Raw genomic sequence first — 22,551 nt, forward strand, 5'->3', positions numbered from 1 at the left:
CATGTTCTCCTTATCTCAAGCCTGGTTGGCTGATGGATTTAACCGCTTTGAGTCGACCGGAAGCGCCATATTGGGCCAATAAACCAGGCTCGGCATTGCTGTTGGTGAATCTGAAAAAGCTCACACCCATCACAGGCAATCCAGCCAGTTCAACGGTGCCTCCTTGGCTACTCTCTGCCAACAACATTCTGGTATCTAAAAAACTGATTGAGCGATAACCATTTTCAGTTGTGTCCTGAAAGAAAGAGCGATTCAAGATTTGGTGATTGTTTGAAGCAGTTATTGCCGGTGGTTGATCATTTTGATTTGGCTGTTGCCAAGAGTGAACGAAAACCGTACCACACAGCACAGGACCTGGTCCGGCGAAGGGAGATGAGATGTTAGCACGTGACTCTCGGTCAATGTCCAAACCGCTGGCCGCTGTGCCACCATAGCTGTTACCATCACAGCCATTGACATCAAGGTTTTCGTTATAAGGTGCCACGGAAACCCTAGAAGTAATATAAAAACGGCGGGTGGGCTGGGTAAAAATCACATCGGTTTCAGCAGCTAAAATGGTATCCAATGAAAAATGGCCGATCAATGTCTTTGCCATCAGCACTGCACTCACTGCATCCACACCACGATCAAATGTTAAGTCATACATTTTACTGGGCGTTTCCACCAGCGCTGAAGGTGCCGCCGCATCCAAAGACAAATCAATGTCACCAGGGCCGGTGTGATTGGTGGTGTTTGCGGGGAAAAAATTCACCAACGAAGTGGTTGGTATTGAATAAATCATGCCTTCGGCAACGTTGATCAAATCAGCAGTGACCATTAAACCGCCTGTGGCTGGGCTTATTTGACTTTGTGGGTTGATGTCCCACTCTTCACCCTCTAACCAAGCTTGCTCAATCAATTCACAATTTGCCGGCACGTCTGAAAAGTCGGTTTGGACAGCAGCAGCATAATCACCGGTAAGCTCACCCATCTCTATAACCTCAATAAAGCCCTCACGCAACCTGGATAGATCTTGCGGCCCATCAATCAACGCAAAAGGGAAAAACTGTTGACCAAATTTTTGTAAAAATGGTGCACAAGAGGCATCATTTGATAGTTGCTGAACCGAAGGCTGACCAACAAAGTTTTCCACCGTTGAGGAGCCAGCAGCCAATACAAAAGTCCAAGTATCATATCCATTGAGGTAAACATTGTACGAAAGCCCAGCATAACCATTGAGCCCCTCGCGAAACGTCACTTTAATGGCTTTGGGTCGGTCAGTGGTGTTGGTCACTGAGACATAGGTATTGAGGTTATTATTGACTGAATAATAGGGTATCAGGGAAACTTCACCCAAACCCCTGTCATTGATTGCGACTGCAGTCACTTGCCAAGCCCAAAATAAGAGTAGCGTGGTGATGGTTGTTTTCAATTGAAGCTCCTTGCTTAAATGTATTGTTAGCTTAACAAGCGCAAAATTAAAATAAAGTTAACTCCGTGGTTTAATGTCACCTTCTTCATAAAAACATCAGTTAACTGTGGTTTTGGTTTTTAAAGGGTAAGCCCCACCATACTGAGCCAATAGACCCGCTCCAGCGCCCGCATTGGTAAACCTAAAGAAAGTGACACCAGTGATAGGAATGCCTTGCACTTGGTGTGCTTCGTCATTGACATCTCGACCGCTGATAGGCCTTGAATCAAGAAATTCGATACTCATATAGCCATTCTCTGTGGCTTGAGGTTCCACCACTGAATAAATCGTTCTGAAATTCTCTGAACCGGTGATCCCAGCCATCACTTGGGTGGGTTGCCCCGGATATGGCCGTATGATTGAATGCACAAAGACACTGCCACAAATCGAAAGATTAGGCTGCGGAGGTATTGGACCAGCAATACCACCAGCAGGAACATCTTCTGTAGACTCCCTATCATAAATTTCAGTTAATATCTCAATGCCACCGTAAAAACTGGAGGGTAAGTCATCTGTCTGACAGTTTTCAACCTCAATGGCATTCACATTGTAAGGCGCTAAAAAGTAAGGAAAAGGGTCGACCGTAGCTGTCCAATAAAATCTTCGGGTGGGTTGGGTATAAACCACATCTGTTTTTCCTGCAACAATAGCGTCCAAGACATAAGTACTGATTACTTTGTCGCTCATCAACACTGCGCTGACCGCATCGATGCCGCTGTTAAATTCCAAACTGTATTGATCATTACCATCAATCACAACTGCTTCATTCTTGGCCGAATCAAGAGAAAACACATGATCTGACGGCTCAACATGGAAAGTTTGATCTTCGGCATAAAAGTCTGACAAAGCCATGACAGGCACCGAATAATTGATACCCTCAGCAACATCAATGAGATCAGCAGCAGCCATCAAACCGCCAGAAGGGGGTTCAAGACCACTTTGTGGATTTGTTGACCAGACACCACCCTCATCCCAAGCAGCCTCAAATAAAGCGCAATCTGCAGGTACTCCAACTCCCCCATGATCAGCCGCTGCGAAAAAAGAGGTATCCTCGGGAATTGAAGCCATTTCTAGTATTTCAATGTATCCCTCTCTTGTTCTAGAAACCCCCAGTGGCCCTGTTCTTACGTTGGACAGTGTTACCTCTTGTTCGCTACTGGTTATGCCGGTACTACACGATGAATCATAGGCAGAATGATACACCGATGGATTATCGGCACTTGAGGTATAGCGACCCAACACAAATGACCAGGTATCATGGGCACCTAAATAAACATTGTATGAAAGCACAGAATAGCCGTTTAAGCCTTCTCTGAGGTGAATTTTTATGGCTTTCCCCTGAGCGGTGGTGTTGGTTACAGTCACCAATGTATTGAGGTTGTTGTTAATGGTGTAGTAAGGAATTAACAACACCTCTCCAAAGCCTTTGTGATTGACAAAAACAGCGGATGCATGACAAGTCATGATTAACAAAACAATTGTTAGGTATTTTTTCATGGATTTTTTCTTTTTCCTGCTGTGACCCAATAATCACTGCTCTAAATTAGAGGTGCTAGACTTTCATTCCCTGTTGGCGGTTCAAGCTATTTGACATTCAATGAGATGTTGGAAATGTCAATTTCAGGTTCTGGGATGGATTTCTTCTCGACAATTTTTTTACCCGCTTCATCCAAACTCAATGCATCGGTAGGAATGTCAGGCGTTTCGATTTTTTTGTGATGCACAATGATGGAACCCGGTTCATCCACTGTTAATTGACTGAGATCTATATCTGGTATTTCCACTTCCTTAGTCATGACGATGGGTTCCTCTGTGTCATCAATGGCAATGTGGTCAACATCAACTTCAGGAGGGTCAGGCTGCGGTTTGTCTTCCAACTTATCGAAATCAACGTCGACTTTGATGTGAGAGGTCTCAATGTGACGCTCGGGTTGTTTGACTGGCCTCAAGATAACCGTACCTGGATCATTCAATTCCCAATCATCCACGCCCAGTGGTTTTTCTTCTACCACATTTTTAACCAGTGAAACCCGGATGCCGGCTTTTTTCAATACCGCCCTGAGCTGACTGGCCTTTTCCATGGGTAGTTCTTTTTTTAGCGTCCGTTCCTTGCCATCAAACATGACTTCCACCTTGTTAGGTGGCAATTTGAACAGCTTAGAAAAATTACTTTTAGCGCGCGCCACATCCACTCCCCTGATGGTTTTGCCCTTAAAAGTTATTTTAAATGTCGGTTCGCTCATAAAAATCCTTTATTTTCTTATCTTGTTTATACCACAAATTTTCGCTCCATTTAAAGAGTTCTGTCTTGAAATTCTCATCAACTTGGTAGTTTTTGCTCAAAAGCGATTCAGGAATAACAATTTTTTCACAAAACACCACAGCTTCTTTGAAATCTCCACACAGATACTGCCAGACAGTCGGTGGCTTGGGTCGATAAATCACACTGACCAACAACATTTGTTTGATTTGCTCTCCCATCGAGCCCATGACGTAACCAATGCCACCTGCTTTGGGTTTTAACAAATATTGATACGGAGATGCTTGTTTGGCATGTTTGGCCAGTGTAAAGCGGGTGCCCTCAACAAAATTAATCACTGATGTTGGAAAATGTTTGAACTTTTCACAAGACTTTTTGGTGCGCTCCATGTCTTTACCGCGCAGCTGAGGATTTTTTTGTAAAAACCCCCTGCTGTAACGTTTCATGAAAGGAAAATCCAAAGCCCACCAGGCCAAGCCTAGAAACGGCACCCATATGAGTTGTTGTTTCAGAAAAAATTTTAAAAAAGGTATTTGTTTATTAAACACGGCTTGGATAATGGGTATGTCCGCGGTGGCTTGATGGTTGGCAACCACCAGGTACCATTGCTGTTTTGACAAGTCTGGAAAATCAATGGCTTTGATGGTGTTGCCATGTAACAAGCGGTGAAAGTGGGTATTGATGGCGATCCAAGACTCTGCAATCAAAATCAACAACCTAGATAAGATTACTCGAACAGCAGTGATGGGGATGATGAGTTTCAACAGCGCAAATACCATCAACAAAGTCACCATGATCACCGTGTTGGCGATAAACACTACGGCAGCAATCACTCCTTTTAAATGCTTCATAGCTGGGTCCCAATTCTCATCATGTCAGCATCATACGAGCTGAAAGCTTAATTTCAAGTAAAAAAGGGCAATAATATCGATTTTCGGTGGACTTTTAGCGAAAAAAATAGATAATATATCTCTTTATCCGTATTGAGAGATATATATAATCATGAGCAACTACTTATTCACCTCTGAATCTGTATCAGAAGGTCATCCAGACAAAGTCGCTGACCAAATTTCTGATGCGGTATTAGACGCCATCATCAAAGATGACCCCAAAGCCCGTGTGGCCTGTGAGACCATGGTCAAAACTGGCACCGCCATTGTTTCTGGTGAAATCACCACCAACACTTGGATTGACTTAGATGATTTGGTCAGGAAAGTCATCATTGACATCGGTTATGACAATTCAGATGTCGGCTTTGATGGTAACAGTTGTGCTGTCATGTCTCTCATTGGTAAACAATCACACGACATCAACATGGGTGTTGATCGCCAAAGCCCTGAAGAACAAGGCGCTGGCGACCAAGGTTTGATGTTTGGTTATGCCTCAAACGAAACCGACGTGTTGATGCCAGCACCCATCACTTATTCTCACTTGTTGGTGCAAAAACAGGCCGAAGTCAGAAAGAATGGTGGCCTGAGCTGGTTGCGTCCAGATGCCAAATCACAACTGACTTTCCGTTATGAAAACAACAAACCAGTGGCCATTGATGCGGTGGTGTTATCCACCCAACACAACCCTGAAGTTTCTTTGGCTGATTTGCGCGAAGGTGTGATGGAAGAAATCATCAAACCTGTTCTACCAGCTGATTGGATTGATAACAACACCAAGTTTCACATCAACCCAACTGGCAATTTTGTTATCGGTGGCCCAGTGGGTGACTGTGGCTTAACCGGACGTAAAATCATTGTTGATACATATGGCGGTATGGCTCGACATGGCGGTGGTGCATTTTCTGGCAAAGACCCATCGAAAGTTGATCGCTCTGCGGCTTATGCTTGTCGTTATGTGGCAAAAAACATTGTCGCAGCTGGTTTGGCTGAACGCTGTGAAATTCAAGTATCTTACGCCATTGGCGTGGCTGAACCCACTTCTATCAGCGTCACCACTTTCGGCACAAATAAAGTTGCTGAAGAAAAAATTGAACAATTGGTCCGAGAACATTTTGACCTGAGACCATATGGCATCATCACCAGCTTAGATTTGTTGCGCCCCATTTACCAAAAAACTGCAGCTTACGGCCACATGGGTCGTGAAGATGCAGATTTCACATGGGAACGCACCGATAAAGCAGAGTTGCTGCGCTCAGAAGCCGGACTTTAACCTTTAATCTTAACCACACAAAACAAACATACGAGAAATATTATGACAACAGAAACAGTAAAGAACATTCAACCAGACTATGTAATCGCCGATATTGGCTTGGCAGAATTTGGTCACAAAGAAATCAGAATTGCCGAAACTGAAATGCCAGGTTTGGTACAAATTCGTGAAGAATACAAAGGCAAGCAGCCCCTCAAGGGTGCGCGTATTGCAGGTTCATTGCACATGACCATTCAGACCGCTGTATTGATTGAATCTCTGCGTGCTTTAGGTGCAGAAGTGAGATGGGCATCTTGCAACATCTATTCAACCCAAGACCATGCAGCAGCTGCTATGGCTGACCAAGACATTCCAGTTTTCGCGGTCAAAGGCGAAACTTTAGAAGAATATTGGGAATACACCCACCGCATCATGGAATGGCATGATGGCGGCGCTCCCAACATGATTTTGGACGATGGCGGTGATGCCACCATGTTATTAATCCTCGGCAGCAAAGCGGAAAAAGATGCCAGCATCTTGGATAACCCAGGTTCAGAAGAAGAAACTTTCCTGTTTGCTTCAATCAAAAAACGATTAGCCACCAACCCAGGTTGGTACACAAAAACTTTGGCCTCAATCCAGGGTGTAACTGAAGAAACCACCACTGGTGTTAAACGTTTGTATGACATGGCAAAATCAGGTGACTTACCATTCCCAGCGATTAACGTGAACGATTCTGTTACCAAATCAAAATTTGATAACTTGTATGGTTGTCGCGAGTCATTGGTTGACGCCATCAAACGCGCCACAGACGTCATGATTGCTGGTAAAAAAGCAGTGGTTTGTGGTTTTGGTGATGTGGGTAAAGGTTCAGCTGCTTCTTTGCGTGCGCTGGGCGCCATTGTGTCTGTCACCGAAGTCGATCCAATTTGTGCCCTTCAGGCATCAATGGAAGGTTACCCGGTTGTTACATTGGAAGATGTGGTAGCTGACGCTGATATTTTTGTTACTGCAACAGGTAACTACCAAATCATCACATTTGACCACATGAAAGCCATGAAAGATGAGGCCATCGTATGTAACATTGGACACTTCGACAACGAAATTGACGTGGCTTCAATCGAAAAACATTGCAAGTGGGACTCAATCAAAGACCAAGTTGATCACGTGGAATTTGATGACGGCAAGAAAATCATTCTTTTGGCCAGAGGTCGTTTGGTTAACTTGGGTTGTGGCACAGGTCACCCAAGCTTTGTTATGTCCAACTCTTTCACCAACCAAGTATTGGCTCAGATCGAGTTGTACCAAGACGGTGATAAATACCAAAATGACGTCTATGTATTACCTAAACACTTGGATGAGAAAGTGGCTAAATTACACTTGGAGCGAGTCGGTGCCAAACTGACCACCTTGAGCGATAACCAAGCCAAGTACATTGGTGTTGAAGTTGAAGGCCCATACAAGCCTGAACACTACAGATACTGATGTCAGCTCAACACATCAATTGAGTTTGAAATTAAAAGCCAGGCTTCAGTCTGGCTTTTTTATTACCTGAAAAGCATAGGAATAAAAAATGAATAAGAAAAACCATTTTGGACTGAGCTTTGAGTTCTTTCCGCCAAAAAGCAAAGAGCAAAAAGTCGTGCTGTTAGACACCCAAGCCAAATTACGTCAGCTCAACCCTGACTTCTTTTCAGTGACTTTTGGTGCTGGCGGCTCAACCATCAGTGCCACGGCCGACACCGTGATTGAGTTGAACAAACACGAAACACCCAAAGTGATTCCCCACCTTTCATGCATGGGGGGCACACCCAAGGAAATTCAAGATTTATTGCAAATGTACCTGGACAACGGCATCACAGATATTTTGGCTCTGCGCGGTGATGTGCACTCAGGCATGGGCTCAGTGGGCTATTTCCGGTATGCCAATGAATTGATTGAGTTCATCCATGAAAAATATCCCGATACATTCAATATCACCGTGGGCTGTTATCCTGAGGTGCATCCAGAGACTGAAAGCTTTGAGTCTGAGATCAAGTATTTCAAACAAAAAGTCGATGCTGGGGTAGATCGGGCTATCACCCAGTTTTTCTTTAACCCTGATGCTTATTTTAATTTTGTTGACCACTGTGAAAAAGCCGGCGTTGACACTTCCATTACACCCGGTATCATGCCAATCACCAATTACAGCAACATCAAGAGATTTTGTGGCTTCTGTGGCACAGACATGCCGCGGTGGTTACAGTACAAGCTAGAAAGCTATGGTGATGACCGCAAGTCAATTCAACAATTTGGCACCGAATTCACCATCAAACTCTGTCAACAATTATTAGACCAAGGCGTTCCAGGCATTCACTTTTACACCCTCAATAGAGCCAAAGCGACCTTGGACGTGGTTAAGGCGCTGTCATAATAAAGCATTTAAGAATAAGCTAATATTGGCTGTAATTAATCACCAAAATAACCTAAAATTTGTCGCTTAAAATTAGCTGAAAAAAGTCATGAGTATTGCCAACAATTTAAGACCTGATACATTACGACAAGCCATCATTGGTGTGGATGCACCGTTTTGTACGCCATTCGGTCAACGACTGATGACTTACTGCGACTACACAGCTTCAGGCCGTACCTTAAACTTCATTGAAAAGTATTTGATGAAGTTACAGCGACACTACGCCAACACCCATACCGAAGATGACATGACCGGGCGTTCAATGACTCGCTTGTTACATGACGCAGAAGAATGCATCAAGGCGGCTGTTGGTGCTGATGAAAATGACCGCATCATTTGTGTCGGTACAGGGGCCACAGGGGCCATCAATAAGATCCAACAAATTCTGGGAACTTACTTGCCACCTGCCACGCGGGCACAGATAGAACACTCTGCTGATTGTGATTTGGATAAAATCAAAGCACAATCTCCGGTGATTTTTGTTGGACCTTACGAACACCACAGCAATGAAATATCATGGCGCGATGGTTTGTGTGAGGTGGTGGAACTTGATTTGGATGAAGCCGGTCATGCAGACTTGAGTCAACTGGCAGCGTATTTGAGTAAACCAGAATACCAAAATCGGGTAAAAATTGGCTCATTTTCAGCAGCCTCAAACGTCACTGGTTTGATCTCACACAACCGAAAAATAGCCCGGTTGTTACACCAACACGGCGCCTTGGCCTTTTTTGATTATGCGGCCAGCGCACCTTATGTAGACATTAACATGCACCCTGAGGACGACCCAGAGGGTTACTACGATGCGGTGTTTATCTCACCACATAAATTTTTGGGTGGACCCGGCTCGACCGGTGTTTTGGTCTTCAATAAAAACCTATACCAATCGAACTTACAGCCCACGGTATCTGGTGGTGGTACAGTGAGTTACGTGGCCAGACATGAACATGATTTTTTTGATGACATCGAAGAACGTGAAAAGGCTGGCACCCCGGGTGTGTTACAGATCATGCGTGCTGCACTGTGTTTTGAAGTCAAAGAAAAATTCGGCGTTGAGCAAATTCACAGCATCGAACAACAATGGCTAAAACAGGCGTTTGATGTATGGAAGGCTCACCCCAGGATTGAAATTTTGGGGGATCAAAACCCAGAGAATCGAGTGGGCATTGTTTCTTTCAACATCAAGACCGCCTCAGGTAAATACCTGCACCCAAAATTCATCACCGTTTTGTTGAATGACTTGTTTGGCATTCAATCCAGAGCAGGCTGTTCATGCGCAGGACCCTATGGCCATCAATTACTCGATATAGATGAGGAAACATCAGAGCAATACCGTGCATTGATTAAACAAGGGTATCACGGCATCAAACCAGGCTGGTGCCGCATTGGCTTTCATTACATCATGGATGAACCTGAGGTGCAGTACATCATAGATTGTGTGAATTTCATCGCCGATAATGGGGCTGAGTTTTTACCGTGGTATAAATTCTGCCTCAAACAAGCCTGTTGGCAGCACATCAATGACGATGGCAGCTGTCCTGAACTGTCTTTAGAAGAAGCTTTTAAACAAGACACCGATAACCCACAACCACTCTCAGCTATGCTGAGGAAATCACTGTATCAACAATTTCTACAAGAGGCTGAACGGTTGAAAACTGAAGCCAAGTCGCTGCCAGTGAGGGCCACTCAATCGATACCTGAAATTGAACATTTGAATCAATTTATTGTCTGACACAGACGGTATACCTGAAAGTTAAAAATATACCTCATTGCATGTTTTTCATGTTTTGTTGATACCATAACTGTCAAGCTTATGGCATTAACAATTGATTTGAAAATTGAGTGCACAAAATCCAAAGAAACCTGCCATCAATGTGCTCTGGCTCAAACGTGATTTAAGACTGGTTGATCATGAACCCCTACTGTGCGCCAGCCAGCATGATTTACCGTTATTGGTCATTTATGTCTTTGAACCCGAACTTATTAATGACAAGCATTACAGCACCAGGCATTGGCGTTTCATCTGGCAATCCCTACAAGCGTTAAATGCTCAGTTAAGTAAATACCAAACCAGTATTCACATCAGTACACACGCTGTAATTAATACACTTGAATACATCCATAAACATCATGCTATCAGCAACCTATTCAGCCATGAAGAAGTGGGCATTGATCTAACCTTTCAACGCGATAAAGTCGTCAAAAGCTGGTGTGATGCACACCAGATCAAATGGCAGGAGTTTCAAAACGGCTCAGTCATCCGAGGTTTAAAAAGTCGCCAGCATTGGGACAAAGCCTGGAATCAATACATGCGCTCTGAAATCAAGCCAATTGATTTGGCGGGTATCCGATGGGTGCAACTGGCAGACCGTTTGGATCCCGAGTATCCCAAACGGTGGCAACACAATGACCCTGAGTTTCAAACCGGTGGTTCAACCCATGCCCAAGACACACTTAATTCATTTTTTACTGAGCGTGGCCAAAAATACCACATGCTGATATCAAAACCAGAGGCCTCTCGCCACAGCTGTTCCAGGATGTCGCCTTATTTGGCCTGGGGCAATATCAGTCTGCGTAGCATGTACCAACAACTCTTAGGACACTGGAACAAACCTTATTGGCGTCGAGCCCTGGCTGGCTTGTCATCGAGACTGCATTGGCACTGCCATTTCATACAAAAATTTGAATCTGAATCACGCATGGAGTTTGAGGCATTGAATCGTGGCTACAAAGCAATAACCTACCGTGATGGGCCCGCAGCCAAAGCCGACTTAGACAGGTGGAAACAAGGCCAAACAGGCTTCCCTCTGGTTGATGCCTGTATGCGCTGCTTACACCAAACTGGGTATATCAATTTTCGCATGCGCGCCATGTTGGTGAGTTTTCTGTGTCACAACTTGCGACTTGATTGGCGTGATGGTGTGGAACATTTGGCATCGTTGTTTCTGGATTTCGAACCGGGTATTCATTATGCTCAGTTTCAGATGCAAGCTGGCTTAATGGGGGTCAACACAGTGCGCATCTATAATGTCGTCAAACAATCCAAAGACCATGACCCAGAAGGCACATTCATCAAAAAATGGCTGCCAGAATTAAGTAACATTCCAGCCGTTCAAATTCATGAACCTTGGTTGCTGACAGCTATGGAACAACAGTTTTATGCTTTCGACCTCAAACGCGATTACCACGAGCCTTGCGTGGATATTCAAGCCAGTGCCAAAGAATCAAGGACCTTACTTTATGGTTGGCGAAAAAAAGCGCCAGTTCAGGCTGAAATTAAACGCATCCTTGCAACCCATGTGAGACCCAGATAACGCTTCAATCAGTTATCAGCGTGTCACAACAGTATTGTCCCCATACTGCGCTTTTTCTAATGCGGCAATGCGATCTTCCAGTGGCGGATGGGTAGAGAATAGTTTAGCCAATGTGGCTTTGCTGCCGCTACTGATACCAAAAGCTGCAAACTCACCTTCCAAGGGTTCAGTTCTTGAACTTCTTTGTAAGGCTTTCAAAGCATCTATCATTTTTTGATTACCGGCTAATTTTGCACCGCCTTGATCGGCATGGAATTCACGCCAGCGCGAGAACCAATTGATGATGATTGCAGCCACAAAGCCCAAAACAATCTGCGCGATCATAGTACCAATGAATGAACCCATGGTGTAACCACCGCCCCTGCTGTCGCGGGAAGCCGCCGCTATGGCATAACCTATGATGCGAGAGAAGAAAATGACAAAAGCATTGAGTACACCCTGAATCAAAGCCATGGTGACCATGTCACCATTGGCAACATGCGCCACTTCATGACCCAGAACAGCCTCAACTTCATCCTTATTCATGGTTTGTAATAGACCAGTACTCACCGCCACCAATGCATCGTTTTTCTTCATACCAGTAGCAAAAGCATTCGGACTGGATGACTGGAACACGCCCACTTCTGGCATACCAATACCCGCAGCCTCAGCTTGCCTTTTTACGGTCTCAACCAGCCACTGTTCATCGGCGGTGCGCGGACTGTCAATGATTTGCACACCCATAGACTTCTTGGCCATCCATTTAGAGGCAGCCAGTGATATGAATGAACCAACAGAACCCCACAGTAAGGAGAAAACCGCCAAAGCGCGGTAATCAAGGCCGTTTTTAGTCATATAATGATCAAAACCTAACAATCGCATGACCACTGAAATCACTGCCAACACAGCGATGTTGGTAGCTACAAATAAAAATACTCTTTTCATCTTCTTAAATCCAATATAAATAGTGGCTGAAAAACACAGCCTATAACGCAACAATAGGTACAAATTAACAAAGCACAAGCAAAACAGGGTGAATATCCTCTGATTTCACCATATATTTTACTTTTCAGGGGCTAATTTAATCCAGAGTGGGTTACGATTAAGCTATAATGCGCGGCTTTTAAAGCACCAGCCAGAAACATGTCTACAGAAAAAATCAGAAACATCGCGATCATCGCGCACGTTGATCACGGTAAAACCACCCTGGTTGATGAATTATTGAAACAGTCAGGCACCTTAGGTGAACGCGCTGATGATCCCAACCGTTTGATGGATTCAAACGACCTAGAAAAAGAACGAGGCATCACCATTTTGTCGAAAAACACTTCGATTGAATGGGAAGGTTATAAAATCAATATCGTTGATACCCCAGGTCACGCCGACTTTGGTGGTGAGGTTGAACGCGTATTGAGCATGGTTGACTCCGTTTTGTTACTGGTTGATGCAGTTGATGGTCCCATGCCACAAACCCGTTTTGTTACCCAGAAAGCCTTTGAAATGGGCTTCACACCAGTGGTTGTGGTCAACAAAGTTGACCGTGATGGTGCCCGCATTCAATGGGTGATTGACCAGACCTTTGATTTGTTTGATTCATTGGGTGCCACCGACGAGCAATTGGATTTCCCTATCATTTACGCCTCAGCAATTAATGGTTATGCCTCTGAGGAAGATGACGTCCGTGATGGCGACATGCGTCCATTATTTGAAACCATCACCAACAAAGTATCTCCACCAGACGTGGATGTGGATGCACCTTTTCAAATGCAAGTCTCTACCCTCGACTACAACAGCTTTTTGGGTTTGATTGGTATTGGACGCATCAAAAAAGGTACAGTAAAAACCAACACACCAGTTTCAGTGGTGGATTCTGAAGGCAAAACCCGCAATGGCAGGATCCTAAAAATATTTGGCTTTAAGGGCTTAGAACGTGTCGAGGTCAATACAGCCTCAGCCGGTGACATTGTGGCCATTTCAGGCATTGATAACATCGGTATTTCCGACACCTTATGTGATCGCGATCATGTCGAAGCTTTACCACCATTGACGGTTGATGAGCCCACCATTTCGATGCTGTTCTGCGTCAATGATTCACCATTTGCTGGTAAAAGCGGTAAATTTTTAACCTCACGCCAAATCAGAGACCGCCTGGAAAGAGAAACCACTTATAACGTAGCCCTGCGAGTGGAAGAAACTGAAAACTCTGACCAATTCAAAGTATCTGGCCGCGGCGAATTACATTTATCGGTATTAATTGAAACCATGCGTCGAGAAGGTTTCGAGTTGGCCATATCTAGACCACAAGTTATTTACCGTGAAATTGATGGTGAACTGTGCGAACCTTATGAGGACCTGGTGGTTGATATTGAACAAGAGCACCAAGGCTCGGTGATGGAACAACTGTTGGGTCGTCGCGCAGAAGTCAAAGACATTGTACCTGATGCCACTGGACGTGTTCGTTTGACTTTCATCATCCCTGCACGTGGTTTGATTGGTTACCAATCTGAATTCAAAACCACCACCTCTGGTTCAGGCATCCTGACCCATGTGTTTGATCATTACGGCCGCAAATTGAACACCATTGAACGTTCACGCAAAAACGGCGTGTTGATTTCCAATGGCACTGGCAAAGCACTGGGCTTTGCACTGTTTAACTTACAAGAGCGTGGTCGCATGTTAATCAATGCCAATGTAGAGGTTTACGAAGGTCAAGTGGTTGGCATTCACTCACGGGACAATGACTTAACAGTGAATCCATTGAAAGGCAAACAACTGACCAACGTCCGCGCCTCAGGTAAAGACGATGCAATCAATTTGGTGACTCCCATTAAAATGACTTTAGAGCAGTCAATGGAGTTTATCGAAGACGATGAGTTGGTAGAAGTGACTCCTGAAGAAATCCGCATCCGCAAACGCTTCTTACTGGAACACGAAAGAAAACGCGCCAGTCGCGAAGCTTAAATAATCCAGATTGAATCGACCTGCATTCTTTTTTTTGTGTAGGTCGATTCAAATCCTTCAAACCCAGCTCTGTTGCCCGTCCAAATGTTCACGGGCTGAAAAAACACTGCCATCATGGCTCATCATCTGCTATTCTAAAAGTTGATTTAAACGCCCCATGATCGTATTAGGTGACTCAAAACAATAACAATCACAACGTCCTCAATATCAAGAGCATAGCAAACAAACTGCTTTGTTTAATGATGTTCATCAGCTGCAGTCCGTTAGTAATGGCTGAAATTGTTGGTCGCCCACCAATCGTTGAAATTGAGATACCAAGTGAGCCTTATGTCAGTTATTTTGACATGACACAAGACCACAATAATGTTATTTATATTTCATATGAAAAAGGCATCAAAATTTTTGACGGCAGTCGTTGGACCACCCTACTTATTCCCAATACCTACCTCACCAGAATTTTGTATTTTGATCAGAAAGACCGTGTTTATGTTGGTGGTTTTGACTTTTTTGGCTACATCAACAGGAATCAGTTCGGTCAATATGAATTCATTGATTTAACACCAAAATCCAATCCCATCCAATTTGCCAGTATATGGAGCATAGCTGGTTGTCAAGGACGTATATTTTTTCGAGCCCTGAACCATGTTTTTGCCTATGAACCCAACAGTGGCGACATCATTTCTTGGAGTTTCAATGGACGATTGGGCGACATTGCCTGTGATGATCAACGAATTTGGTTACAAGACCGATCAGCGGGTATGAAGGAACTCTCAGGAGACCAGTGGGTAAACAGCCCGATTGAGCTTGAAGATAACAGCCTTATTTATGAACTCGAAATTCTCAATGACAGCCAGATTTTTATTCATTCATTGAGTGACAATTGGCGCCTGATTGAAAACGATCAAATCAAACCCATCTCGTTTGCAAGTCAATTGCCTGAACTGGGAAGTTTTGCCAGCTCATTGAACTTAGGTGAAAACCAAGTTGTGATGGGCGGCAAACTCGGTTCACTGACTTTTTTGGATTTCAATAACTTCACAACGGAGTCATTTAAATTATCCAATGGGCGTATTTCGGCCATCATCCCAGCCAATGATGGCGGTTTGTGGGTCTTGACCGACCTGAAAATTTTTCATGTGACCTGGCCCAGTCCATGGCGCATACAAGACAGTGAGTCAGGCTTAACCAGTGATATTTTTGATATCACCACGTGGAATGATCAACTCTATGCCACATCAAGAGCCGGCGTTTTTGTTGAAGATTCAAATCAATCGGCGCAACAACAAAGCTTCAAACAACTGCCATGGACCAACCAAGAAGCTTGGAATCTACTGCCTTTGAATACTGAGGAAATTTTATTGGCTGATTCGCATTATGCCTACTTGATCAAAGGCGATGAAAGACTGGCATTGACCGATGTGATTTACCCGAGGGTTTTCCAAAGATCTAAATTTAATCCGAACCATATCTATATGTATACCGAATTGGATACTCGGCTGTTGATTAAAAATGGCGATGATTGGTCGGACTGGGTGGTGGCTGAGGGCAAACCAAGCAGTGTGGTGGAAACTGAAGCCGATACGTTATTAATTACCACGGTAGATGGCCGTTTTTTTAAGGTTTTATTGAACCAACAATATGATGGCACGGAGGCCATCATTGACATGAGCAACCAGGCTGAAATGTCAGCCAAAGAAATGACCGAACTGAAATTATTCGAAGGCCCGGATAAAAATTTATTTGCTGCCACAACTGAAAGTTACTACACTTATGAGAATAATCAATTCATACCATCGTCCCTGATGGGATTAGACCAGGTATTACCGCCAGCACAATTCACAGCCATGGGTGCATCAAATGAATCTTTTTGGGCCATCAGTGCGACCCAAGTATTTACCAGAAACCAACAAAATCAATGGCAAACGGTGGATGCCTCAGCGCATATCAGGGGTGGGATTTTTGACATCGAATTTCAACCTGACCAAATCAAGTTATCAGGAAATGGTGTAATTCTCAGCTATTTGCTTGATACCGGCATGAGTCCAGCTGACCCCAACGGGAAATTGATAATCACTTCAGCCGAACTGAATACCAATCAAATCAACGACGAGAGTCCGCGCTCAACCATGATCCCTATCATGCGCAATGAACCTTTTGCTGTTAGCTCATCAGACGGCACATTGACGATTCAATACACTTTCACTGACATCAAAAATACAGGTGACACACAGTATCAATACCGCTTAAAAGGCCACAATAACCTTTGGTCTCCTATGAGCAGTAACACCCAAGCAAGCTTTTTAGAGTTGCCTGCAGGCGATTATCAATTCGAGGTCAGAGCAGCTGACATCAAAGGTCAAATACACACCAGTCAGCTATTACCGTTCACCGTTGAGCCAGTTTGGTACTTAACCCAATGGGCTAAGTTAATTTGGTCGTTATTAGCAGTCATCACACTGTTTATTTGTATGAAACTGATCTTGAAATGGCGAGAGAGAAAACATGAGTCACAGAAACAAGCACTGAAGGAAATCATCAACGAAAAAACCAGTGCTTTGAAGTTGGCCAATGAAGCATTACAAGATTTGGCTCACAAAGACCCCTTAACCGGCCTTTCGAATCGATTGTATCTGGATCAATTCATTAAACAGTTGATTGAAAACAAAGTGAGCAGTATATCTGTCATTATGATGGACATGGATCATTTTAAGAAATACAACGACACTTATGGCCACTTGGCGGGCGATCAGTTGCTGGAAAAATTCGCTGATTCATTGATGACTTGTATCAAAAGGCCTCAAGACTTGGCTGCTCGCTATGGCGGCGAGGAATTTTTAGCCATCATGCCAGGAACTGATGAGGATTACACCCTCGAAGCGGCAGAAAAAATTCGCAGCCACACCGAACAACAAGCTGAAAAAACCACCATTTCAATTGGTGTTGCCTTCAGCCAAACGGGTCAAATCATCAATTCAAGCAAACAAATCTTTGAACTGATCGACCAAGCTGACAAAGCCCTGTATGAAGCCAAAACAACCGGCAGGAACCAAGTTGTGGTTTATTCTGAATCACTCGAAACCACTGATTGATACCCTATCAAAAGCTTAATAGCCGCCGGTGGCTTCACGTTACAAAAGCCTGTCTAAAGCGATATGAACGTGACTGCATCGGCAATGTTTGTGTTAAGCATGAGGATGCCTGAGGGCAGGATCAATCAAATCACAAATAGATCACGCCATAAATCCATACATCTTAAAATTGATGAAACCCAAAAAGAACCTTTCTAATGAAGTGAATTTCCAGTGAAATTGAAAGCATCTAAAATTCACTGAATTTATACCTCAGTTACACGATTATCATTCTGTTCAATTTAAGAACACACATTCTTATCCACAACTAAGAGAGGTTAATCATGAAGAATCACACCAAGTTGCTCACAACCTTGGCCTTATTGGCTGGCACCGTGACAGCGCAAGCACAAACAGATGTCAATGTGCTCCATTTGGCGCCGTTTGCTGATAACGAAGTTGGCACAGCAGTATCTGTTGATGTTAATGACAGCGAAGTCCTAAACCCAGTCACTTATAATCAAGTTTCAGGGTACTTAGAATTGGCTGGACCAGGGGTGGCACCGGGTAACACTTTACTTGAGGTATTTGCGCCTCCAGGATCAGGCGACCCAGCCGCAATCACTGCCAATGTCGATTTGGCCGCTGATACCCAATACACAGTTGCTGCTGTTGGCAACATCAGTAACCAAGGCCTCACTTTGTTGCCTTTGGTTGACGACAATTCAGCACCTGCTGTCGGCAACGCCAAGTTACGTATTGTGCACGCATCTCCGTTCGCAGCAGATTTAGCCGATACAGCCGTCTCTATCAGAGACAACAACGGCAACCTCATCAATGGCTTGACAGGCGTTCAGTTTGGACAATCATCCGACTATTTCGAGGTACCGGCTACCACTTATGATCTACAAGTAGCCACACCAGATGGCACAGTAACTTTAATTGATATCGCGCCAGTGACGCTCAATGACGGTGACATTGTGACGGTATTTGCTGTCGGCGATGGCAGCAACCAACCTTTAGGCGCCACTGCGGTGTTTGGTGATGGCAGCGCTGCACCACTGGCTTTACAAGGAGATGACATTCAAGAAACCAGAGCTTTGGTGGCACATTTTGCCCCGTTTGCACCTGCACTGTCTGACACCGCTGTCTCAGTTGAGGTTAACAGTGCTGAAGTCTTATCGGGCGTGTTGTTTAACCAAAACTCCAATTACCTACCATTGGGTCCTGCCGGCGTAGCACCAGGCATTACTGCTTTGGATGTTTTTGCACCACCAGGGGCTGCCAGTCCAGCAATTTCCGCGATACCAGAATTAGCAGCTAACACCGATTACACGGTCGCTGCCATTGGTAATGTGGTTAATCAACCCCTTCAGTTATTACCATTGATCGATGACTTGTCTGCTCCTGCCAGCGGTTTTGCCAAAATCAGAATTGTACATGCTGCACCTTTTGCTGACACCCTACCAGCAACAGAAGTTTCTGTCAGAGACGATGCGGGCAATGTCATTGCTGGATTAACCAACGTGCCTTTTGGTGCTGAGTCAGGTTTTATTCAAGTACCAGCAGCCACTTATGACTTACAAATTGCCACACCTGATGGCAGTACCACTTTGATTGATATCGCACCAGTAGCATTGAATGATGGCGATGTACTCACCGTGTTTGCTGTGGGTGACGTAATCAATCAACCATTGGGTGTAACCGCCATATTCGCTGATGGCAGCAGCGCCGCTTTACCTTTGGAGCAACCCACCAGAGCTTTAGTGGCACACTTGGCACCTTTTTCTGCTGACAGTGCAGCCACTGCCGTATCAGTAGAAGTTAATAGCACGGAGGTATTGAGTGGGGTTGAATTTAACCAATCTTCAGGATACTTAAACCTCAGCGCTTCAGGTGAAGCTCCTGGTGTAACACAGCTAGATGTTTTCGCTCCTCCCGGCGCTGCCAGCCCAGCCATTTCTGCAGCACCTGATTTGGCAGCAAACACTGACTACACTGTGGCGGCCATTGGTAATGTTGTCGGTCAACCTCTTTCACTGCTGTTATTAGAAGATGATAATTCCCAACCCGCTGCAGGCAACATTAAAATTCGAGTTGTGCACGCTGCACCATTTTCTGATGAGTTAGCAGAAACCGCCGTCTCAATCAGGACCGATGCCGGTAACATTGTCGGCGGACTTGCCAACGTTGAATTTGGTGCTAGTTCTGGTTACTTGGAAATTCCAGCTGGTGAATACGATCTGCAAGTATCTACACCTGACGGTACCATGAGTTTGATTAACTTGGCACCAGTGGACTTAGCTGAAGGCACCATTGTGACTGTATTCGCAGTCGGTGATGGTGTCAGGCAAGATTTAGGTATCACTGCTATTTTTGCTGACGGCACCCAAGCTTCTTTACCTTTAGAGACAGCTTTCAAAGCCGAAGACTTTGCTGACATCGCCGCTTTAACTGATTGGATCTTTGACAATCAATCGGATGCCCCTGACACTGTTTGGACACAAGGCGCTGTTGATACCTTTCCTGCCAATGCTGGTGCTCCAGATAGTTACATATTCAGTAACTTCCGTGCAACCTCAGGCTCTCGAATCTGTAATTTCGCCATCCTACCGGAGGAAACTTTGATTAATGGCTTAGACTTCTGGACTCGCAAACCACTAGAGGAAGGTATTGCTTTTCCAGACCGCCTCAGGGTGGTTTACAGTCCCACAGGTGGCACCAATACGGGTAATTGCGTCAGTGGTTTTGGTGACTTTACTGAAACCTTGTTAACCATCAACGAAGATTTGAATACCGGTGGTTATCCAACAGATTGGACTGAATTCAATGTCAAAGTGCCTGAAGGTAGTGGTCGCGTTGCATTCGTTTATGATGTAACAGATGCCGGACCCGCCGGCAATAACTCCAATTACATTGGTATTGACTCTGTCAATATATTGATTGGTGAAGACTTGGATACCATCTTTAAAAACGGATTTGATTAAACCTCACTGAATGTGAAACTGAAAGGAGCTCAAACGAGCTCCTTTTTTATATGAACACACCCTGAACTATAGCTCTCATAAAACATTTAAACCCTAACAGAAATAATTTCAGAAATTGGTAGAATATCAAGCTGTTTATTAATTGAGGTTAATATATGAAATACCTATACACAATCATTTTATTCAATTTTACGACGGTACTTTTGGCTGTGAATGATTTGCCGCAACAAGGTGTGAATTTTGCATCAGTTGGTCTGGTCAGCGATCAAAACTGCGATTACAACACCATCAATGATGCCATTCTTGGCGGTCATGATGAAATCAGGCTGGTTAACATCACTTTTAATGAGCGGATTGATATCGTAAACAATGGCATTGAAATCAAAGGTGGCTATGCCAATTGTACGGCTGCCAATGCCGATAATCCAATTCGGCTTACCACCACCATTGAACCAATCAAAGACAGTGGCATCAACATCACCAATGGTAATGACAACTATACAGTCAAACTATCGAACCTATGGATTACTGGTGCTTCAGGCAATATGTTCTCATCGACTGCAGGTATCAATGCCACCGGAGAAAACACCACCCTAATGATGGAAAACGTAGCCATTGTAAACAATCAAGCAACTGGGTTAAATTTGATTAACTTGGCAGCTGCAAGCTTAAAAAATATCTTAATCAGTGGCAATTCATTACAAGGCAATGGCGGCGGCATCAGTTGTGATTCATCGACAGTGGTAGTTTATGGCGCCTCATCTATCAACAGTAACTCAGTCACACAAGATACCCGGCGCAACGGAATCACCAATGAAGGCAATGGTGGTGGCGTCTATGCCACCAATGGTTGTGATTTCACTTATTACTCTGGCCCGCCACAACAAAACAGTGGGCTGAACGGGATTTTGAGTAATAATGCAGCTGGAAATGGCGGTGGTATATTCGCCAACTTAGGCGCAACAATCAGCTTAATTGGTACAGAAGTGAACACCAAAAATGAAACTTTCGGCGACAGTACAGTTCCAGTTCTGTTGTTAAATAATACTGCTGGTGGTGTCGGCGGCGGGGTCTACCTGGACGATGAAAACACAGCATTAACCGCCAGTGGTATTAGAGTCATCCAGAACACTGCAAACGCCGACGGTGGTGGGCTGTATATTGAATCTGACGCCACTGCAACCATTACCCGCTTACCAGGTGGCTGCTGGAGCAACAACAAGTGCAACCTATTTCAATCTAATGATGCAGGCACCAACAGCAGCTTTGGTGGTGCGATTTTTGTTGGAGGGGCTCAATTGGCTGTCGGCAATGCTTGGTTCCAAGATAACCTGGCAGATGATGGCGCAGCCATAGCCGTTGCTGTTGGCAGTGCCACATTGGAGGGTAATGTGTTTTACCGCAATGATGCATCGACAGATTATGATGCCAACTCAGCAGTTCTTCTGGTATTTAACAGTGTCGGAACACTGGCATACAACACCTTCGTGGACAACAATTCTGTAGTGGCAAACATCCAAGTTGCAGCCACCAGCAACATCACACAAGTGGGTAACATCATTTATGACTTAGCAACCACCTCGTTCGATATTTCTGGAAATAGCTCAGCAGAAAACTACTGCATTTACACCAATGAAAGCAGTCAAATAGTTGGCACCAACATCATCACTGATACTACTGATCCTTTCATAGACCGCATCAATGGTGATTTTCACATATCTTACTTTCAATTAAGGGATGCCTGTGATGCTGTCTTGTACACACCATCACTGCGAGATTTCGATAATCAAACAAGAGGCTTTGATGATCCGATTGCAGACTTGGACGGTCCTTTTGATATTGGTGCGGATGAGGATTACAGCTCAGACGTGATTTTTAAAAATGGATTTGATTAAACAAAATCGGATAAAAAATAAAAAGGAGCACTAGTTAGCTCCTTTATTT

General features: G+C 44.4%; 14 protein-coding genes. 9 read left to right on the forward strand and 5 right to left on the reverse strand.

Translation table 11 applies throughout. The annotated features are described in order from the left end of the window. Positions 1-10 precede the first annotated feature (10 nt). The 4 genes from QNI24_RS12265 to yihG all read right to left on the reverse strand — a co-directional run bounded on the left by QNI24_RS12265 (position 11) and on the right by yihG (position 4,561). Positions 11-1,411 (reverse strand): hypothetical protein, encoded by a 1,401-nt coding sequence (locus QNI24_RS12265; protein WP_267177069.1) that lies wholly within the window; start codon positions 1,409-1,411, stop codon positions 11-13. A gap of 96 nt (positions 1,412-1,507) precedes the next feature. Next, positions 1,508-2,947 carry a hypothetical protein gene (locus QNI24_RS12270; protein ID WP_267177068.1) on the reverse strand — a complete coding sequence of 480 codons (1,440 nt, stop codon included), beginning with the start codon at positions 2,945-2,947 and terminating at the stop codon, positions 1,508-1,510. An 86-nt stretch (positions 2,948-3,033) separates the two neighbouring features. Further along, a complete protein-coding gene (locus QNI24_RS12275) occupies positions 3,034-3,693 on the reverse strand; it encodes a hypothetical protein (protein ID WP_267177067.1) in 660 nt (219 codons plus the stop codon). Further along, the gene (yihG, locus tag QNI24_RS12280) at positions 3,674-4,561 is read right to left on the reverse strand and encodes a 1-acylglycerol-3-phosphate O-acyltransferase, YihG family (protein WP_267177066.1); all 888 of its coding nucleotides are present in this window, start codon (positions 4,559-4,561) and stop codon (positions 3,674-3,676) included. Before yihG ends, QNI24_RS12275 begins: the two co-directional genes overlap by 20 nt. A gap of 151 nt (positions 4,562-4,712) precedes the next feature. On the opposite strand from yihG, the gene metK reads away from it, so the two are divergent. From metK to QNI24_RS12305, 5 genes are all read left to right on the forward strand, one after another. Further along, on the forward strand, positions 4,713-5,870 hold the full coding sequence (gene metK / locus QNI24_RS12285; RefSeq protein WP_267177065.1) for a methionine adenosyltransferase: 1,158 nt from the start codon (positions 4,713-4,715) through the stop codon (positions 5,868-5,870). A 42-nt stretch (positions 5,871-5,912) separates the two neighbouring features. Further along, positions 5,913-7,334 (forward strand): adenosylhomocysteinase, encoded by a 1,422-nt coding sequence (gene ahcY / locus QNI24_RS12290; protein ID WP_267177064.1) that lies wholly within the window; start codon positions 5,913-5,915, stop codon positions 7,332-7,334. An 88-nt stretch (positions 7,335-7,422) separates the two neighbouring features. Then, positions 7,423-8,262 (forward strand): methylenetetrahydrofolate reductase [NAD(P)H], encoded by an 840-nt coding sequence (metF, locus tag QNI24_RS12295; RefSeq protein WP_267177063.1) that lies wholly within the window; start codon positions 7,423-7,425, stop codon positions 8,260-8,262. An 88-nt stretch (positions 8,263-8,350) separates the two neighbouring features. Beyond that, on the forward strand, positions 8,351-10,030 hold the full coding sequence (locus tag QNI24_RS12300; protein ID WP_267177062.1) for an aminotransferase class V-fold PLP-dependent enzyme: 1,680 nt from the start codon (positions 8,351-8,353) through the stop codon (positions 10,028-10,030). Between the two features lie 106 nt (positions 10,031-10,136). After that, positions 10,137-11,612, forward strand: a complete 1,476-nt coding sequence (locus tag QNI24_RS12305) for a cryptochrome/deoxyribodipyrimidine photo-lyase family protein (RefSeq protein WP_267177061.1) — start codon at positions 10,137-10,139, stop codon at positions 11,610-11,612. A gap of 15 nt (positions 11,613-11,627) precedes the next feature. On the opposite strand, the gene htpX is transcribed toward QNI24_RS12305, so the two are convergent. After that, the gene (htpX, locus tag QNI24_RS12310) at positions 11,628-12,536 is read right to left on the reverse strand and encodes a protease HtpX (RefSeq protein WP_267177060.1); all 909 of its coding nucleotides are present in this window, start codon (positions 12,534-12,536) and stop codon (positions 11,628-11,630) included. 198 nt (positions 12,537-12,734) lie between these two features. On the opposite strand from htpX, the gene typA reads away from it, so the two are divergent. The 4 genes from typA (at position 12,735) to QNI24_RS12330 (ending at position 22,502) form a co-directional block, all read left to right on the forward strand. Further along, positions 12,735-14,552 (forward strand): translational GTPase TypA, encoded by a 1,818-nt coding sequence (gene typA / locus QNI24_RS12315; protein ID WP_267177059.1) that lies wholly within the window; start codon positions 12,735-12,737, stop codon positions 14,550-14,552. A 269-nt stretch (positions 14,553-14,821) separates the two neighbouring features. Next, a complete protein-coding gene (locus tag QNI24_RS12320) occupies positions 14,822-17,641 on the forward strand; it encodes a ligand-binding sensor domain-containing diguanylate cyclase (protein ID WP_267177058.1) in 2,820 nt (939 codons plus the stop codon). Positions 17,642-17,964: 323 nt separating this feature from the next. Continuing rightward, the gene (locus tag QNI24_RS12325) at positions 17,965-20,607 is read left to right on the forward strand and encodes a DUF4397 domain-containing protein (RefSeq protein ID WP_267177057.1); all 2,643 of its coding nucleotides are present in this window, start codon (positions 17,965-17,967) and stop codon (positions 20,605-20,607) included. 155 nt (positions 20,608-20,762) lie between these two features. Next, positions 20,763-22,502 carry a hypothetical protein gene (locus tag QNI24_RS12330; protein ID WP_267177056.1) on the forward strand — a complete coding sequence of 580 codons (1,740 nt, stop codon included), beginning with the start codon at positions 20,763-20,765 and terminating at the stop codon, positions 22,500-22,502. The last annotated feature ends 49 nt before the right edge of the window (positions 22,503-22,551 follow it).

The sequence above is a fragment of the Marinicella marina genome (genome assembly GCF_030065545.1).
Lineage (GTDB): Bacteria > Pseudomonadota > Gammaproteobacteria > Xanthomonadales > Marinicellaceae > Marinicella > Marinicella marina.

Excerpts from the sequence above, each read along its gene's own strand:
- QNI24_RS12275 (WP_267177067.1), bottom strand. The coding sequence starts at position 3,693 with ATGAGCGAACCGACATTTAAAATAACTTTTAAGGGCAAAACCATCAGG.
- typA (WP_267177059.1), top strand. The coding sequence starts at position 12,735 with ATGTCTACAGAAAAAATCAGAAACATCGCGATCATCGCGCACGTTGAT.
- metK (WP_267177065.1), top strand. The coding sequence starts at position 4,713 with ATGAGCAACTACTTATTCACCTCTGAATCTGTATCAGAAGGTCATCCA.
- QNI24_RS12300 (WP_267177062.1), top strand. The coding sequence starts at position 8,351 with ATGAGTATTGCCAACAATTTAAGACCTGATACATTACGACAAGCCATC.
- QNI24_RS12325 (WP_267177057.1), top strand. The coding sequence starts at position 17,965 with ATGAAGAATCACACCAAGTTGCTCACAACCTTGGCCTTATTGGCTGGC.
- QNI24_RS12330 (WP_267177056.1), top strand. The coding sequence starts at position 20,763 with ATGAAATACCTATACACAATCATTTTATTCAATTTTACGACGGTACTT.
- htpX (WP_267177060.1), bottom strand. The coding sequence starts at position 12,536 with ATGAAAAGAGTATTTTTATTTGTAGCTACCAACATCGCTGTGTTGGCA.
- ahcY (WP_267177064.1), top strand. The coding sequence starts at position 5,913 with ATGACAACAGAAACAGTAAAGAACATTCAACCAGACTATGTAATCGCC.
- QNI24_RS12270 (WP_267177068.1), bottom strand. The coding sequence starts at position 2,947 with ATGAAAAAATACCTAACAATTGTTTTGTTAATCATGACTTGTCATGCA.
- QNI24_RS12320 (WP_267177058.1), top strand. The coding sequence starts at position 14,822 with ATGGCTGAAATTGTTGGTCGCCCACCAATCGTTGAAATTGAGATACCA.
- yihG (WP_267177066.1), bottom strand. The coding sequence starts at position 4,561 with ATGAAGCATTTAAAAGGAGTGATTGCTGCCGTAGTGTTTATCGCCAAC.
- metF (WP_267177063.1), top strand. The coding sequence starts at position 7,423 with ATGAATAAGAAAAACCATTTTGGACTGAGCTTTGAGTTCTTTCCGCCA.